The organism is Bradyrhizobium sp. CCBAU 53338 (genome assembly GCF_015291665.1).
Taxonomy (GTDB): Bacteria; Pseudomonadota; Alphaproteobacteria; order Rhizobiales; family Xanthobacteraceae; genus Bradyrhizobium.
Window position 1 is genome coordinate 3,382,442 of the sequence record NZ_CP030048.1, and the last position, 15,674, is coordinate 3,398,115.

Here is a 15,674-nt window from a genome sequence, read left to right on the forward strand (position 1 = left end):
GTGCGAGATTCCGTTCCGCGCGCATTATGCTTTCGTCGCATGTTGCCCTCGCGCCAGGAATCGGGAACCTGTTCATGCGGGAACCCAGTGCGTAAGTTCCATCGCGGGAGAAGGGAACAAGGCGATGTGGAACCTGCCGCCGAGCGATAGCGTGCTGCATTTCCTGTCTCTTGTCGCGGTGGCCGCGCAAGGCATGACCGCCGCACTTGCAGCGGGACGGCGCAGCATGGACTGGCTTGGCGTCTGCTTCCTCGGCTGCATCACGGCGCTCGGCGGCGGCACGCTGCGCGATCTCTTCCTCGGGCACTATCCGCTGGCCTGGGTGCAAAACCCTGTTTACCTCGCGCTCGCCGGCGGTGCCGCTTTCCTCACGATCTTGATGGCCCGTCTCGTGCACCGGCTGAAGATTGCCTTCATCGTGCTCGATGCCATCGGCCTCGTCGTCTTCACCATGGCCGGCTGCGACGTCGCCTGGCAGATGGATGCCTCGCTGCCGATCGTGATCGTCTCCGGCATGGTGACGGGCTGCGCCGGCGGCGTGCTCCGCGACGTGCTCTGCAACGACGTGCCGCTGTTGTTTCGCTCCGAGCTCTACGCCAGCGTCTCGGTGGTGACGGGGTTGTTCTACGCGACCGCCTTCGGCCTGAAGCTCAATGCCGAGCTCTGGACCATCCTGACCTTCGTGCTCGGCATCAGCTTCCGCCTGCTTGCGGTGCGCTACAAATGGGAAATGCCGAAATTCGTCTTCACGGGGGATGAGGAGAAGTAGCTACGGCTGTTGCCCGCGTGCCTTCGCCACCTGTGCCGGCGTTACCAACGGGCCGGCATTGCCCCAGGAATTGCGGATGTAGTTCGTCACCGCCGCGATCTCCTCGTCGGACAATTGCCTGGCATAGGGCGGCATCTCGCCGGTGTTCGGCGCGCGCGGCGTCGTCACGGTGTGGGCGCCATCGAGGATGATACGCAGGGTCGAGGACGGGTTGATCGATTGCAGCAGCGCGTTCGCCGGCAGCGGCGGATAGATGCGCGGTGCGCCGGAGCCATCGGCCTCATGGCAGGCGATGCAGAACTTTGCGTAGACCGCCTGGCCCGCCTTCATCTCGGCCTCGTCGGGCGGCGTCACGTTGGTCTCGCGGCGCGCCGGCGGCAGGCTCTTCAGGTACACCGCGATTGCGCGCACATCGGCATCGCTCATCTTCGAGGTCGAGTTGACGATGACCTCGGCCATGGGACCGCCGGCATGGCTTTTGGCGTTGCGGCCGCTCTGCAGGTATTCCGTGATGTCATCCGCGCTCCACGATTGCAGCCCGCTGCGCGCGGCGCCATCGAGGCGCGGCGCGTACCAGCCGCCGATCTCGCTGCCGGCCAGCGCCTGCGCAGTCTTGTCCGCACCGAAATAGTTCTTCGGCGTATGACAGGCGCCGCAATGGCCGAGGCCGGTGACGAGATAGCCACCTCTGTTCCAGGCCGCGCTCTTGCTCTGGTCCGGCTCGAACAGGCCGGGCGAGAAGAACAGCAGGTTCCAGCCGCGCATCAGGAAGCGATAGTTGAGGGGCCAGTCCAGCTGCGGTGGTTTGTTGCGGTTCACGACGGGCGCGAGCGTGCCGAGATAGGCGCGGATTGCCAGCGTGTCGTCCTTGGTCATCCGCGTGAAGTAGGGGTAGGGGAAGGCCGGGTAGTAAAGCGAGCCGTCGGGCGCGGTGCCGGTGCGCACGGCACGGGTGAAATCGGCGTCCGTCCAGGCGCCGATGCCGGTGTCGCGGTCCGGGGTCAGGTTCGGTGCATAGATAGCGCCGAAGGGCGTGTCGATGCGCTTGCCGCCGGCAAACGGTTTGGCGGGGTCGGCGGTGTGGCAGCCCGCGCAGTCGCCGGCCTCAACCAGCGTCTTGCCGTAGGCGATCAGCTCGGGCGACGGCTCGGCGGCGAAAGCGGTCGTCGCAACCGCACTGCACAAGAGCGCAACAGCCAGAATCGTCCGCATCGAAAGCCTTCCCCTGCGACCATCGGTCGAGTGCCCGAGCATAGCGGCGTCATGTCGTTTCGCGACAGCCGGGGTATGGTGACACAAATTGAAAATCGCCAATGCCTTTCCGGCCACGAAATTGCGTTTTTTTCCCGCCGCCGCCGAAGGTCCAGATTTGTGATGCGCCGCGTTAAATATCCGACATAGAGTGGCAGAGGTGGTCGGCGTGCCCTAGCTAAAAACAACGGGCAGGCAACGGCTTAAGCAGCCAAACGCTCAAAAGGGCGGAAGAGGACAATAATGGGCATCAACCAGGGTCCGATCAGTCTCGATCAGAAATACACCCAGGACACCGGCCATATCTTCACGACGGGCATCCAGGCGCTGGTCCGTCTGCCCATGGCCCAGATTCGCCGCGACCGCGCCGCCGGCCTGAACACCGCAGGCTTCATCTCCGGCTATCGCGGCTCGCCGCTCGGCGGCTACGATCAGCAGCTCTTCGCCGCGCGAAAACATCTCGAGCAGTACAACATCAAATTCCAGCCCGGCGTGAACGAGGACCTGGCGGCGACCGCGGTGTGGGGCTCGCAGCAGCTCAACCTCTCGCCCGGCGCCAAGTATGATGGCGTGGTCGGCATCTGGTACGGCAAGGGCCCCGGCGTCGACCGCTGCGGCGACGTCTTCCGCCACGGCAACGCCGCCGGCTCCGCCAAGAATGGCGGCGTGCTGTGCCTTGCTGGCGACGACCACGGCGCCAAATCCTCCACCGTTCCCCACCAGTCCGACCACGCCTTCATCTCGGCGCTGATGCCGTATCTCTATCCCTCGAGCATCCACGAAATGATCGAGATGGGCCTGCTCGGCATCGCGATGTCGCGCTACTCCGGCTGCTGGGTCGGCATGAAGGTGATCACGGAGACGGTGGAGACCACCGCCGAGATCGACCTCACCGACGAGATGAAGCCCTTCATCATCCCGCCTGACTTCGAGTTGCCGCCCGGCGGGCTCAATCTGCGCTGGCCCGACGACCGCTTCGAGCAGGACCGCCGCCTGCAGGACTACAAGGGCTTTGCCGCGATCGCTTTCGCCCGCGCCAACAAGGTCAACCGCATTACCATGGATTCGCCGAACGCACGCTTCGGCATCATGGCCTCGGGAAAGAGCTATGAGGACGTCCGCCAGGCGCTGCGCGAGCTCGGCATCACCGAGCAGGTCGCCGCCAAGATCGGTCTCCGTCTCTACAAGATCGGCATGCCCTGGCCGTTGGAGCCGGAAGGCGTGCATGAATTCGCCGTCGGGCTCGAGGAGATCTTCATCGTCGAGGAGCGCCGCGAAATCGTCGAGAACCAGGTCAAGCAGGTGTTGTTCAACTGGCGCGACGACGTCCGCCCCCGCATCGTCGGCAAGATGGACGAGCACGACAAGCGCTTCCTGACCTTCGCCGCCGAGCTCAGCGTCGCCTCGCTTGCGACCTCGCTGACCGAACGACTCCTTCGACTTAATCTCAATCCTGAAATCGCGGAGATGCTCCGCGCCAAGGCCGACTGGTTCAACGGCCGCCAGGCGTCCCAGATGATCCCCACGGCGCCCGTCTCCCGCACCCCGTATTTCTGCTCCGGCTGCCCCCACAACACCTCGACCAAGGTCCCCGAAGGCAGCCGCGCGCTGGCCGGCATCGGCTGCCACTTCATGGCGCTGTGGATGGATCGCTCGACCGAGACGTTTACCCATATGGGCGGCGAGGGCGTGCCGTGGGTCGGCATCGCACCGTTCACCAACGAGAACCACATCTTCGCCAATCTCGGCGACGGCACTTATTTCCACTCCGGCCTTCTCGCCATCCGCCAGGCGGTCGCGTCCAAGACCAACATCACCTACAAGATCCTCTACAACGACGCCGTCGCCATGACCGGCGGCCAGCGCCATGACGGCGATCTCTCGCCGCAGCAGATCACTTTCCAGCTCCACGCCGAGGGCATCCGCGAGATCTATCTGGTCTCGGAGAATCCCGATGCCTATCCGGCCAGCACCATCGCGCCCGGTGTGAAGCTGCACCATCGCGACGAGCTGCAAGACGTCATGAAGATGTGCCGCGAATACAAGGGTACGTCGGCGATCGTCTTCGTGCAGACCTGCGCCGCCGAGAAGCGCCGCCGCCGCAAGCGCGGCCTGATGGAAGATCCGGCGCGCCGCGTCATGATCAACCCGGCGGTCTGCGAAGGCTGCGGCGATTGCTCGGTGCAGTCGAACTGCATCTCGGTCGAACCGCTGGAGACGGAGTTCGGCCGCAAGCGCGCCATCAACCAGTCCGCCTGCAACAAGGATTATTCCTGCCTGAAGGGTTTTTGCCCGTCCTTCGTCACCGTGGACGGCGGCAAGCCGCGCCATCGCGCGCCGGCTGATCTGTCCGACATCGGTGCAATTCCCGAGCCGGCCTCGCGGCCGACGCTGGACAAGCCTTACAACATCGCGGTCGGTGGTGTCGGCGGCACCGGCGTGCTCACCATCGGTGCGTTGCTCGGCATGGCTGCGCATATCGAGGGCAAGGCCTCGATGATCCTCGACATGTCCGGGCTCGCGCAGAAGGGCGGTGCGGTGCTCAGCCACGTCCGCCTGTCTGATCATCCGGCCGAAGTGACGTGCTCGCGCATCGTCACCGGCACCGCCGACGTCGTGCTCGCAGCCGACGAGGTGGTTGCGGTCGCCAAGGACACGATCTCGCTCTGCGACACCAGCCGTACCCGCGGCATCATCAACAGCCACGTCATCCCGACCGCGGACTTCGTGCTCAACCGCGACTTCAACTTCCAGACCCGCAAGCTGAATGGCTTGCTGGAAACGGCGCTGCACAAGGACTCGGTCTTCTTCGACTTCACCAAGCCGGCCGAGCAGCTGCTCGGCGATGCCATCGCCACCAACATGATGATGATGGGCTACGCCTATCAGAAGGGCCTGTTCCCGCTGTCGGCGGAATCGATCGAGCAGGCGATCGAGATCAACGGCGTCTCGATCAAGATGAACAAGGAAGCCTTCCGTCTCGGCCGCCTCGCGGTCGCGGACCCCGCGCGCCTCGCCGAGATGTTGAAGGGCACCGACGAGGTTGAGGCGCCCAAGGCGCTGGACGCCATGACGCTCGACGAAATCATCGAGCACCGCGCCAAGCATCTCACCGCCTATCAGAATGGCCGCCTCGCCAAGCGCTACCGCAAGCTGGTCGACCAGGTCCGCGACGCCGCGGTCAAGGGCGGTTACGGCGATGCGCTGCCGCGCGCGGTCGCGATCAATTATGCGAAGCTGCTGGCCTACAAGGACGAGTATGAAGTGGCGCGGCTCTTCACCGACGGCGCCTTCGCAAAGCAGCTCCAGGACCAGTTCGAGGGCGACTTCAAGTTCAGCTTCAACCTGGCCCCGCCCATCCTGGCGTCAGGCGTCGATGCGCTGGGCCGCCCGAAGAAGCGCGCGTTTGGCCCGTGGATGCTGAAGGTGTTCGGCGTGCTGGCCAAGTTCAGGTTCCTGCGCGGCACCCCGCTCGACATCTTCGGTCGCAGCGCCGACCGAAAGCTCGAGCGCGATCTGATCGTCGGTTACGAGAAGGACGTCGCCACCGTGCTTGGCCTGTTGTCGCCGGTTACGGTCGACACGTCGGTCGAATTGCTCTCGCTGCCCGACCGCATCCGCGGCTACGGTCCGGTCAAGGAGAAGGCGGTGGCGGACGCGAAAGCCCGCTACGCCCAGCTTGCTGCGGATCTGGCGAACCCGCCGCCTGCGCCAAGGCAGATCGCGGCGGAGTAGGGGCTTTCGGTGGCGTAGCGGATTGCGCGAAGCGCAAACCGCTGGGCGTAACCCACCACTTCGACGTCCGCGTGGAGAGCAAAAAGGTGGGTTACGCTTTCGCTCACCCACCCTACGAATTCTCCTTTGAAATCAACCCCAGCTCTACTGTGCATGGGGTTGTTTTCGTAGGAGGAGACATTTCGACAAAAGCGAAATACTGCTTGCGCCGTCGGGCAAAACACCTTTAGGCTTTCGGCTGTCTCTTCCGTCATCGTGAGCGCCGCGAAGCAATCCAGAAATGCATCAGCGGAAAGACTTCTGGATTGCTTCGCCGCGCTCGCAACGACGGTGAGGAGGCGCACGGCCACCCCACTTGCGCCAACCCGCTACCCTCTCGTCCGACGGAATATTTCCGCGCTTGCCAATCCGCCCGGTGCGGTTCAGAAAAAAGAGCCAAGAAGAAACGCGAGCGGAGACCTCTGTTTTGACCATCAAGGGCAAGGCCTACATTGCCGGGATCTACGAACACCCGACCCGGCATGCGCCGGACAAATCCACCGCCCAGCTTCACGCCGAGGTCGCCAAGGGCGCGATCGAGGATGCCGGGCTCTCCAAGGACGATGTCGACGGCTATTTCTGCGCGGGCGATGCGCCCGGCGGTGCCTGGCCGATGGTCGACTATCTCGGTCTGAACACCAAGAAGCTTCGTCACGTCGATTCCACCGAGACCGGCGGTTGTTCCTACATCATCCATCTCGGCCATGCCGCCGAGGCGATCGCCGCGGGCAAGTGCTCGATCGCGCTTGTTACGCTCGCCGGTAAGCCGCGCACCGGCGTGATGCCGCCGCGTGCGGCCGGCGCCGAGGTCGATTTCGAATCCGCTTACGGCGCGACCACGCACAATGCCTATGGCATGTGTGCCATGCGCCATATGCACGACTATGGCACCACCTCGGAGCAGCTCGCCTGGATCAAGGTCGCAGCTTCCCACCATGCGCAATACAATCCGCATGCGATGCTCAAGGATGTCGTCACCGTCGAGGACGTGCTGAACTCGCCGATGATCTCCGATCCGCTTCATCGCATGGATTGTTGCGTCGTCTCCGACGGCGGCGGCGCGCTGATCGTGACGACGCCCGAGATTGCCAAGAGCCTGAAGAAGCCGCTGGTCAAGTTGATCGGCCATGGCGAGGCCATGAAAGGACCGCGCGGCGGCAAGGATCTCGACCTCACTTATTCGGCCGGTGTCTGGTCCGGTCCGCGTGCGTTCGAGGAAGCCGGCATCACGCCGAAGGACATCAAGTACGCTTCGATCTATGACAGCTTCACCATCACGGTGCTGATGCAGCTCGAAGACCTCGGCTTCTGCAAGAAGGGCGAGGGCGGCAAGTTCGTCGCCGACGGCAACCTGATCTCGGGCGTGGGCAAGCTGCCGTTCAACACCGATGGCGGCGGCCTTTGCAGCAATCACCCCGTCAACCGCGGCGGCATGACCAAGATCATCGAGGCGGTCAGGCAACTGCGCGGCGAGGCGCATCCGAAGGTGCAGGTCAAGAATTGCGATCTCGCCATCGCCCACGGCACCGGCGGATTGTTGGGCGTCCGCCACGCTGCCTCGACGGCCATTCTGGAGCGCGTGTGATGAGCGAAGCCAAAAAATATCCGGCCCCGGTCACGAACCCCGAGACCGCCGCATTCTGGGATGCAGCCAAGCAGGGCAGGTTCATGATCAAGCGCTGCACCGCCTGCGGCGAAGCGCATTACTTCCCGCGCTCGATCTGCCCGTTCTGCTACTCCGACAAGACGGTGTGGGAGGAGGCGTCGGGCGAGGGCACGATCTACACCTGGAGCCTGATGCGGAAGTCTCCGACCGGCCCCTATGCCATCGGCTACGTCAGGCTGAAGGAGGGTCCGTCGGTGCAGACCAATTTCGTCGACTGCGATCTCGAGAAGCTCAAGATCGGGCAGAAGGTGAAGGTGGTGTTCAAGCCGACCGACGGCGCGCCGCTGCCGTTTTTTACGGTGGCCTGACTGCTTTCTTCCTTCTCCCCTTGTGGGAGAAGGTGGCGCGAAGCGCCGGATGAGGGGTTCTCTCCGCACCGAGAGTCTTGCTGCCGAGGCAACCCCTCACCCAAACGAGCTTGCTGCACCGTCCTCGCAGCCCTGTCCCGCAAGGAAAGAGGGCTGCAACCGGCGGTGTCGAAGACATTCGGGAGGAAACAAACAAAATGTCCGCCAGATACGAAGAACTGAAAGGCCTGAAAAATCTCGGCCAGAAATATGCCTATGGCGATCGCGAGGTCATGCTCTACGCCTACGGCATCGGCCTGGGTGCCGATCCCATGGACGAGAACGAGCTTGCCTTCGTCAACGAGGGCACGTTCACGCCGCGGCCGCTCAAGGTGGTGCCGACCTTCGCCTCCGTCGCCGCCTGGGGCTCTGGTCCCGGCGAGATGAAGCTCAACCGCGTGATGGTGGTGGACGGCGAGCGCGACATTACCTTCCACCAGCCGCTGCCGATCGCTGCCAACATCACCGCCGACTCCTCCGTGCTCGAGGTCTACGACAAGGGCGAGGGCAAGGGCGTTGTCATTAGCCATCAGACCGTGCTCAGGAACGAGAAGGGCGACAAGCTCGCGACTCTCGTCGCCTCCCGCTTCGCCCGCGGCGACGGCGGCTTTGGCGGGCCGAGCCTGATCCAGCCCGATCCGCACAAGATCCCCTCGCGCAGCCCTGACAAGACCATCGACATCGTCACGCGGCCCGATCAGGCGCTGGTCTATCGTCTTTGCGGTGATCGCAATCCGCTGCACTCCGATCCCGAGTTCGCCAGGAAGGCCGGCTTCCCGCGTCCGATCCTGCACGGCATGTGCACCTACGGCATCACCTGCCGCGGCGTGCTCCAGACCTACGCCGACTACGACGCGTCCGCCTTCCGCCAGCACGTCGCGCGCTTCTCTTCGCCCGTCTACCCCGGCGAGACCGTGACCATGGACCTCTGGAAGGACGGCAACACGATCTCGTTCGAAGCCAAGGTGAAGTCGCGCGGCGTCACCGTGATCAGGAACGGCAAGACGGTGCTGGGTTAGGCGGATAGAGGCGAAGAAAGAAAAGCGAAACAGGGAGAAGCCACCATGGGACTACTCGACGGCAAGGTTGCGCTGATCACCGGCGCGGGCGGCGGGCTCGGTGAGGCCTACGCAAAGCTGTTCGCGCGGGAAGGGGCCTCGGTCGTCGTCAACGACCTCGGCGGGCCCCGTGACGGCTCCGGCGCGGACAAGTCGATGGCGCAGCTTGTGGTGGACGCGATCAAGGCCGAGGGCGGCAAGGCCGTCGCCAACGGCGCCGACATCTCCACCATGGAAGGTGGGCAGTCGGTGTTCGACGACGCCATCAAGCATTTTGGCCGCGCCGACATCCTCGTCAACAATGCCGGCATTTTGCGTGACCAGACCTTCGCCAAGGCCAGTGAGTCAGATTGGGACAAGGTGATCAAGGTGCACCTGAAAGGCACCTTTTGTTGCACCATGCCGGTGTTTCGCTGGATGCGGGAAAACGGCGGCGGCGTCATCGTCAACACCTCCTCGACATCTGGCCTGATCGGCAATTTCGGCCAGACCAATTACGGCGCTGCCAAGGGCGGCATCTGGGGCTTGTCCAACGTGCTGGCGATCGAGGGCCGGAAGTACAACATCCGGATCTGGACCCTCGCCCCAGGGGCCCTGACCCGCATGACCGCAGACCTGCCCCGCTATAAGGAGAACCCAGGTGCGGCGCTGGGGCCGGACGGCATCGCGCCGGCCGTGCTATATATGGTCAGCGATTTGTCGGGCGACCAGACCGGCAAGGTGCTGGGCGTGTCCGGGCCTCGCGGCGTGCGCGAAATGCGGATGATGGAAATGGAAGGCTGGAGACCGCCGCACACGGGCTGGAACGCCCAGGACATCGTCAATCATGCCAAGGAGATCTTCTTCTCCGAGGAGCAGATCAAGATGGGTGCGAGGCGGTTCTAGCCATCGACAAAGAGAAACAAGGAAGACGATGAAACTCACCGCCGACGCCAAGGGCACCTTCGCAATCGCGCCGACGCCGTTCCACGATGACGGCCGGATCGACGAGCGCTCGATCGACCGCCTGGCCGATTTCTACGAGGAGGTCGGCTGCGACGGCGTCACGGTGCTGGGCATCCTCGGTGAGGCGCCAAAGCTTGATGCCACCGAGGCCGAGCAGGTGGCGGTACGCTACGTCAAGCGTGCCAAGAAGATGCAGGTGATCGTCGGCGTCTCCGCGCCGGGGTTTGCCACCATGCGCTCGCTGGCGAGGGCCTCGATGGACGCGGGCGCGGCCGGCGTGATGATCGCGCCGCCGCCCTCGCTCCGCACCGACGACCAGATCGTCGGCTATTTCAAGCAGGCGGCCGAGGCGATCGGTCCTGACGTGCCCTGGGTGCTCCAGGACTATCCGCTGACGCTCACGGTGGTGTTCACTCCCGCCGTGATCCGCAAGATCGTCATGGACAATCCGAACTGCGTGATGCTCAAGCACGAGGACTGGCCGGGCCTCGAGAAGATCTCGACGCTGCGCGGCTTCCAGAAGGACGGCTCGCTGCGCCCGCTCTCGATCCTTTGCGGCAATGGCGGCACATTCCTTGATTTCGAGATGGAGCGCGGCGCCGACGGCGCCATGACCGGCTATGCGTTCCCCGAGCTTCTGATCGATGTCGTCAACCTCTCCAAGGCCGGCAAGCGCGACGCCGCGCATGATCTGTTCGATGCACATCTACCTCTAATCCGCTACGAACAGCAGCCCGGCGTCGGCCTGACCGTCCGCAAATACGTGCTGCAGAAGCGCGGCATCATCGCCTCCAGCGCGCAGCGCAAGCCGGGCGCGACGATGACGGCGACCGCGAAGGCCGAGGTCGACTACCTCTTGTCTCGCGTCGCCCGTTTCGACAAGCGCGCCAATCTCGGCCCGCAATCCAGCGCCGCAGGTTAGTTGAATGGCCGAGACATCAGCATCACGTCCGGCTTCGACGATCCTCCTGCTGCGCGACGGCACCAAGGAGGTCGAAATCTTCATGATGGTTCGCCATCATCAGATCGAGTTCAACTCGGGCGCGCTGGTGTTTCCGGGCGGCAGCGTCGACGCCGGCGATAACGAGATCGTCGCCCGGGCCGATCTCTATTCGGGCGGCGAAGGCCTCGGCGAAGCGGAGCGCGGTTTTCGCATCGCCGCCATCCGCGAGACCTTTGAAGAAAGCGGCATCCTGCTGGCGCGATCGAAAGGATCGAACACGCCAGTTGATGCCAAGCGCGCCGGCGAGATCGCCGACGCGCATCGCGTCGCGCTCAACGAGCACAAGATCAGCTTCCTGAGCATTCTCTCCGACAATAACCTCCAGCTCGCGCTCGACACGCTGGTGCCCTACGCGCACTGGATCACGCCGGAGGGCATGCCGAAGCGGTTCGACACCTGGTTCTTCCTCGCGGCGGCGCCGCCTGACCAACTCGGTGCGCATGACGGTCGGGAGTCGACCGACTCGATCTGGCTGTCAGCCCGCGAGGCGGTGGAGGGTGGTGAGAGCGGTCGCTTCAAGCTGCCGTTCCCGACCACGCGCAACCTGATACGGCTGGCCAAGCAGCCGAGCGTGAGCGCCGCGCTCGATCATGCCAGGGGGATGTCGATCGTCACGGTGATGCCGGTCATGACCAAGACTGAGACCGGCCGGCAGCTCAGCATTCCGCGCGAGGCCGGCTATGACGGCGAGGTGTTCGAGGTTGGCGCGGTCGGCTAGAACACTTCGATACCGAGCGAAGTATTACTGACCGCGGGCGCGCTAGAGTCCGTCCATTGCAGAGTGGACGGAGTGCGCCATGGACGCCAGGCAGGACACCAATATCGCCGTCGAGCTGGCGCTGCTGGTCGCGCTCGCCACGCTCTGGGGCGGCTCCTACACCTTCATCAAGCTGGGCGTCGCCACCATCCCGCCGGTCACGCTGATCGCCGCGCGCACGACGGTTGCGGGTCTGCTGCTGCTCATCGTCATGCGGGCGAGGGGCATCGGCATGCCCAGGGACGCCGCGACCTGGCAGCGCTTCGCCTTCCAGGCCGTGCTCAACAGCGTCATTCCCTGGACCCTGATCGCCTGGGGCGAGCGCCATGTCGATGCAGCCCTTGCCACCATCCTCAATTCGGCAGGCCCGGTATTCACGTTCCTGCTCACCGCAATCGTCACCCGCCATGAGGCCACGACTCCGCGAAAGCTGTTCGGCGTGGTTGCCGGCATGGCCGGCATCCTCCTGATCGTCGGCGTCGATGCGTTTCATGACGTCGGCAGCGGCCTCATAGCGGAGGCGGCCATCGTTGCCGCCACGATCTGCTACGCCTGCGCCGCGATCTTCGGCCGCAGCTTCAAGGGCCTCGATCCCATGGCGCCCGCCGCCGGCTCGCTGCTCGCGGGCGCGGCCATGCTGATTCCGGCCTCGCTGATGCTCGAGCAGCCCTGGACGCTGTCGCCCTCGCTGAGCTCCGCCCTGGCGCTGCTGGCGCTTGCGGTGTTCTCGACCGCAGCTGCATTCGCGATCTACTTCCGCCTGATCCAGACCCTCGGCTCGGTTGGCACCACAGCGCAGGCGTACTTGCGAGTCCCCATCGGGGTCGCCATCAGCGTCGCCTTCCTGGGGGAGACCCTGAGCCGGACCGCCTGGATTGGGCTTGCCTGCGTCGTCCTCGGCGTCGCCGCCATGACGATCCCGGCCGGGCGGGCGGCCGTCGTTAAACCATCATGAAAAACAGCCGCTTCCGGCCCACGGAGGCATGTTCCCCCGGAGGGTCGATACAGCGTATATTGGGGGCGTATGGAGTCCGGTTCCGCCCCAATGCCCGTCGAAACGCCACCGAATCCGCCGCCGAAGCGATCATTTTCGCTATCGATCGGCCAGATGACGTTCGGCAGCTTCATCCTGGTGCTGGCGGTGATCATCGTCACCTCGACCGCCAGCGTGATCGCGATCCGGCATATCGACGCCACCTTCGCCGAACTCCAGCGGCTGCAAAGCGTCGGTGACCTCGCCGAAGACATCGACCGCCGCATGAACGATTTGCGGCTCGCCGCACGCGACTTCGTCACCGATCCCGGCGCCGGCATCCAGTTCAAGCAGGTCGGCGAGGCCGCCTCGACCCTGAGCGACCTCCTCAAGAAGACCCGCATCGAGCTTGCCCCCGAGCAGCAGGACATGATCGATGGTGTTTCCGAGCGGCTTGCGACGTACCGCAGCGGTCTGGAGCGCATCTCGACCCTGATCGATCGCCGCGCGCAACTGCTTGCCGGGCTGCCGCCGCTGCGCGACCAGTTCGACGCCGCGGTCTCCGAAAGCGGGGATCGTGAGCTCGCCGCACGTCTGTCGGAAGCTCAGAGCCGTATCGCGCTCGGGCTGCTTGCACGCAACCCGTCCGCGGCGGAACAGGCCGCGCAGAGCATGCGGACGATGGAGATCGCCGACGCGAAGTTGAAGTCTGCCGTGAACAATTACGCCGACGCCATCATCGCGGTGGCGGTCCGCGAACGGCAGATCGCCGATATCGACCGCGAGGTGCTGGGTACCGAGGGCCGGCTGATCGGCCGTGTCACCGAATTGCTGCGCGATGTCAGTGACCGCCGTGGCCATGTGCTGTCGCGCGACTTTGCCCGGACGCTTGCCGAGGCGCGCTGGCAGAGCATCGTGCTCGGCAGCATGGGTGTGCTGATCGGCATCCTCGCCGCCGTATTCGTGGTCGGGCGGACGGTGCGGCCGCTTGCCCAGATTGCGCGCTCCATCCGTGCCCTTGCAGCGGGCGAGAAAAGAACGTCGATCCCCTCGGCCGATCTCAACAACGAGATCGGCGACATTGCGCGGGCCGCAGAGGTGTTCCGCCGCGCGCTGGAGGAGGCCGACACCGCGCGAGAAGCCGCAGTGCGCGCGCTCACCGAGCAGCGGCTGGCCGAAGAAAGCTATCGCAAGCTGTTCGAGGGATCTGTCGACGGCATCTACGTGACGACGCCGGCAGGCGATCTCCTCAACGCCAACCCCGCGCTGGCGCGGATGATGGGCTATGACAGTCCGCAGCACCTGATCTACAGCATCAACGACATCGCCCACACCATCTACGTCCATCCCGAGGCGCGCGAGGAATACCAGCGGCTGATGCATCGCGACGGCATGGTGCGCGAATTCGAATACCAGGTGCGCCAGCGCAGCGGCGACATCCTCTGGCTTTCCGACAGCGCGACCGGGGTGCGGGACGAGCAGGGCAGGATCGTCCGCTACGAAGGCACGCTGCGCGACATCACCGACCAGAAGCGGGCTGAGGACGCCATTGCCGAAGGCCGGCGCCTGCTGCAGCAGGTCATCGATACCGTGCCCGCCGTCATCAACGTCAAGGACCGCGACCTCCGTTACGTCTTGATGAACCGCTACATGGCCGGCATCTTCGGCATCGAACCCGGCGATGCACTCGGTCGCACCACCGCCGATTTGATGTCGCGCTACGGCGCTGCCAAGACCGACGAGAATGACAAGCGCGTCCTCAGCCTGCGAAAGGGTCTCGGCTTCTACGAGGAGGAGTACAAGGACGCTTCCGGCAACATGCGGCAATGGCTGGTCAACAAGCTGCCGCTGCTCGACGCCGAGGGGGAGATCGAGCGGATCGTCACCGTGGCGCTCGACATCGGTGAGCGCAAACGCGGCGAGCAGGAGATGCGCAAGGCCAAGGATGCCGCCGAAACCGCGCTTCGCAATCTGCGCGAGACCCAGGCCTCGCTGATCGAGGCGGAGAAGCTCGCCGCACTCGGACGCCTAGTCGCCGGTGTCGCGCACGAGGTCAACAATCCCGTCGGTATCAGTCTCACGGTCGCCTCTGCGCTGGAGCGCAAGACGGCGATGTTCAGCGCCGAGGTCGAGCGCGGCGAGCTACGCCGCTCGACGCTCAATGAGTACCTCAACACCAGCCGCGATGCGTCCTCGCAGCTCGTCTCCAACCTCAACCGTGCAGCCGAGCTGATCCAGTCGTTCAAGCAGGTTGCGGCCGATCGCAACTATTCGGACCAGCGCAGCTTCGACCTCGCCGACCTCACCGAGCAAGTGGTGATGAGCCTGCGACCGGGCCTGCGCAAACAGAACCTGACGCTCAACGTGGAGTGCCAGCCCAATCTGACCATGAACAGCTATCCCGGCCCGTACGGCCAGGTGCTGACCAATCTGTTCCTGAATTCGGTGGCGCACGCTTTCCCGGACGGACGTCCTGGCATCATCGACATCCAGGTACGCGAGTCCGGTAAGGACAATGTCGAGGTCATCGTCTCCGACAACGGTTGCGGCATGTCGCTCGACGTGCGCCGCCGTGCCTTCGATCCGTTTTTCACGACGCGACGCGACCAGGGTGGCACCGGCCTCGGGCTGCACATCGTCTACAGCATCGTCACCAACAGGCTTGGCGGACGGCTCGATCTCGATTCCGAGCCGGGTGGCGGCACGCGCATCCAGATGATCCTGCCGCGCACGGCGCCGCTGGAGCAGGCTGCCGAATAGGTCTGTGACTAGACTAGTCGACGTCTGCGAGCTTGAGCAGAGTGGCGCCGAAAATCAGGCTGGCCTTGCCGACCAGCGCCGTGCCGGTCATCTCCGCACGGGTGTCGGTATAGGTGCCGCTGACGCCGATGCCGACCGGGGCCGGGCCGCCGAACAGAGGATTGTCGTCACCGCGCGGCGAGGTGTGCCGTTGCACCAGCACCTCGCCCTTGAAGGTATGGTCGTCCTTCACCACGTAGCTGCCGGTGTAATAGAGGTAGGCATCGCCGCCAAGGATCTTGCCGTCGCGAAAAAGAATCACGCCGCTGCCCTTGCCGACTCGACCATCGAGCAGGCGCACGTGAATCGAATAAAGGCCGTTCTTCATAACG

The 15,674-nt window shown here is 64.5% G+C and carries 12 protein-coding genes; 10 read left to right on the forward strand and 2 right to left on the reverse strand.

Going from position 1 to position 15,674, the window contains the following annotated elements:
• Positions 1 to 124: 124 nt before the first annotated feature.
• Positions 125 to 769 (forward strand): trimeric intracellular cation channel family protein, encoded by a 645-nt coding sequence (locus XH90_RS15750; RefSeq protein ID WP_194482296.1) that lies wholly within the window; start codon positions 125 to 127, stop codon positions 767 to 769.
• Here XH90_RS15750 and XH90_RS15755 read toward each other — a convergent pair whose 3' ends face one another.
• The gene (locus tag XH90_RS15755; RefSeq protein ID WP_194482297.1) at positions 770 to 1,981 is read right to left on the reverse strand and encodes a cytochrome c; all 1,212 of its coding nucleotides are present in this window, start codon (positions 1,979 to 1,981) and stop codon (positions 770 to 772) included.
• 282 nt (positions 1,982 to 2,263) lie between these two features.
• Here XH90_RS15755 and XH90_RS15760 point away from each other — a divergent pair, with 282 nt between their 5' ends.
• The 9 genes from XH90_RS15760 to XH90_RS15800 all read left to right on the forward strand — a co-directional run bounded on the left by XH90_RS15760 (position 2,264) and on the right by XH90_RS15800 (position 15,303).
• Positions 2,264 to 5,755 (forward strand): indolepyruvate ferredoxin oxidoreductase family protein, encoded by a 3,492-nt coding sequence (locus XH90_RS15760; RefSeq protein WP_194482298.1) that lies wholly within the window; start codon positions 2,264 to 2,266, stop codon positions 5,753 to 5,755.
• A 466-nt stretch (positions 5,756 to 6,221) separates the two neighbouring features.
• Positions 6,222 to 7,379 carry a thiolase domain-containing protein gene (locus XH90_RS15765; protein ID WP_194482299.1) on the forward strand — a complete coding sequence of 386 codons (1,158 nt, stop codon included), beginning with the start codon at positions 6,222 to 6,224 and terminating at the stop codon, positions 7,377 to 7,379.
• Positions 7,379 to 7,768, forward strand: coding sequence for a Zn-ribbon domain-containing OB-fold protein (locus XH90_RS15770; protein WP_194482300.1), 390 nt, complete (start codon positions 7,379 to 7,381; stop codon positions 7,766 to 7,768). The genes XH90_RS15765 and XH90_RS15770 overlap by 1 nt, the downstream gene beginning before the upstream one ends.
• 197 nt (positions 7,769 to 7,965) lie before the next feature.
• Positions 7,966 to 8,826: a MaoC family dehydratase gene (locus XH90_RS15775; RefSeq protein ID WP_194482301.1), complete on the forward strand. Its 861-nt coding sequence runs from the start codon at positions 7,966 to 7,968 to the stop codon at positions 8,824 to 8,826.
• Between the two features lie 45 nt (positions 8,827 to 8,871).
• Positions 8,872 to 9,750 (forward strand): SDR family oxidoreductase, encoded by an 879-nt coding sequence (locus XH90_RS15780; RefSeq protein ID WP_194482302.1) that lies wholly within the window; start codon positions 8,872 to 8,874, stop codon positions 9,748 to 9,750.
• A gap of 28 nt (positions 9,751 to 9,778) precedes the next feature.
• The gene (locus tag XH90_RS15785; RefSeq protein ID WP_194482303.1) at positions 9,779 to 10,732 is read left to right on the forward strand and encodes a dihydrodipicolinate synthase family protein; all 954 of its coding nucleotides are present in this window, start codon (positions 9,779 to 9,781) and stop codon (positions 10,730 to 10,732) included.
• A gap of 4 nt (positions 10,733 to 10,736) precedes the next feature.
• Positions 10,737 to 11,531, forward strand: coding sequence for an NUDIX domain-containing protein (locus XH90_RS15790; RefSeq protein ID WP_194482304.1), 795 nt, complete (start codon positions 10,737 to 10,739; stop codon positions 11,529 to 11,531).
• 79 nt (positions 11,532 to 11,610) lie between these two features.
• Positions 11,611 to 12,525 (forward strand): DMT family transporter, encoded by a 915-nt coding sequence (locus tag XH90_RS15795; RefSeq protein ID WP_194482305.1) that lies wholly within the window; start codon positions 11,611 to 11,613, stop codon positions 12,523 to 12,525.
• A 90-nt stretch (positions 12,526 to 12,615) separates the two neighbouring features.
• Positions 12,616 to 15,303 (forward strand): PAS domain S-box protein, encoded by a 2,688-nt coding sequence (locus XH90_RS15800; RefSeq protein WP_194482306.1) that lies wholly within the window; start codon positions 12,616 to 12,618, stop codon positions 15,301 to 15,303.
• 13 nt (positions 15,304 to 15,316) lie between these two features.
• Here the strand turns inward: XH90_RS15800 and XH90_RS15805 are convergent, their stop codons facing one another.
• A complete protein-coding gene (locus XH90_RS15805; RefSeq protein ID WP_246755831.1) occupies positions 15,317 to 15,670 on the reverse strand; it encodes a GrlR family regulatory protein in 354 nt (117 codons plus the stop codon).
• Positions 15,671 to 15,674 lie beyond the last annotated feature (4 nt).

Coding starts and splice junctions, on each gene's coding strand:
- XH90_RS15750 (WP_194482296.1), top strand. CDS start 125: ATGTGGAACCTGCCGCCGAGCGATAGCGTGCTGCATTTCCTGTCTCTT.
- XH90_RS15755 (WP_194482297.1), bottom strand. CDS start 1,981: ATGCGGACGATTCTGGCTGTTGCGCTCTTGTGCAGTGCGGTTGCGACG.
- XH90_RS15760 (WP_194482298.1), top strand. CDS start 2,264: ATGGGCATCAACCAGGGTCCGATCAGTCTCGATCAGAAATACACCCAG.
- XH90_RS15770 (WP_194482300.1), top strand. CDS start 7,379: ATGAGCGAAGCCAAAAAATATCCGGCCCCGGTCACGAACCCCGAGACC.
- XH90_RS15775 (WP_194482301.1), top strand. CDS start 7,966: ATGTCCGCCAGATACGAAGAACTGAAAGGCCTGAAAAATCTCGGCCAG.
- XH90_RS15780 (WP_194482302.1), top strand. CDS start 8,872: ATGGGACTACTCGACGGCAAGGTTGCGCTGATCACCGGCGCGGGCGGC.
- XH90_RS15785 (WP_194482303.1), top strand. CDS start 9,779: ATGAAACTCACCGCCGACGCCAAGGGCACCTTCGCAATCGCGCCGACG.
- XH90_RS15790 (WP_194482304.1), top strand. CDS start 10,737: ATGGCCGAGACATCAGCATCACGTCCGGCTTCGACGATCCTCCTGCTG.
- XH90_RS15795 (WP_194482305.1), top strand. CDS start 11,611: ATGGACGCCAGGCAGGACACCAATATCGCCGTCGAGCTGGCGCTGCTG.
- XH90_RS15800 (WP_194482306.1), top strand. CDS start 12,616: ATGCCCGTCGAAACGCCACCGAATCCGCCGCCGAAGCGATCATTTTCG.
- XH90_RS15805 (WP_246755831.1), bottom strand. CDS start 15,670: ATGAAGAACGGCCTTTATTCGATTCACGTGCGCCTGCTCGATGGTCGA.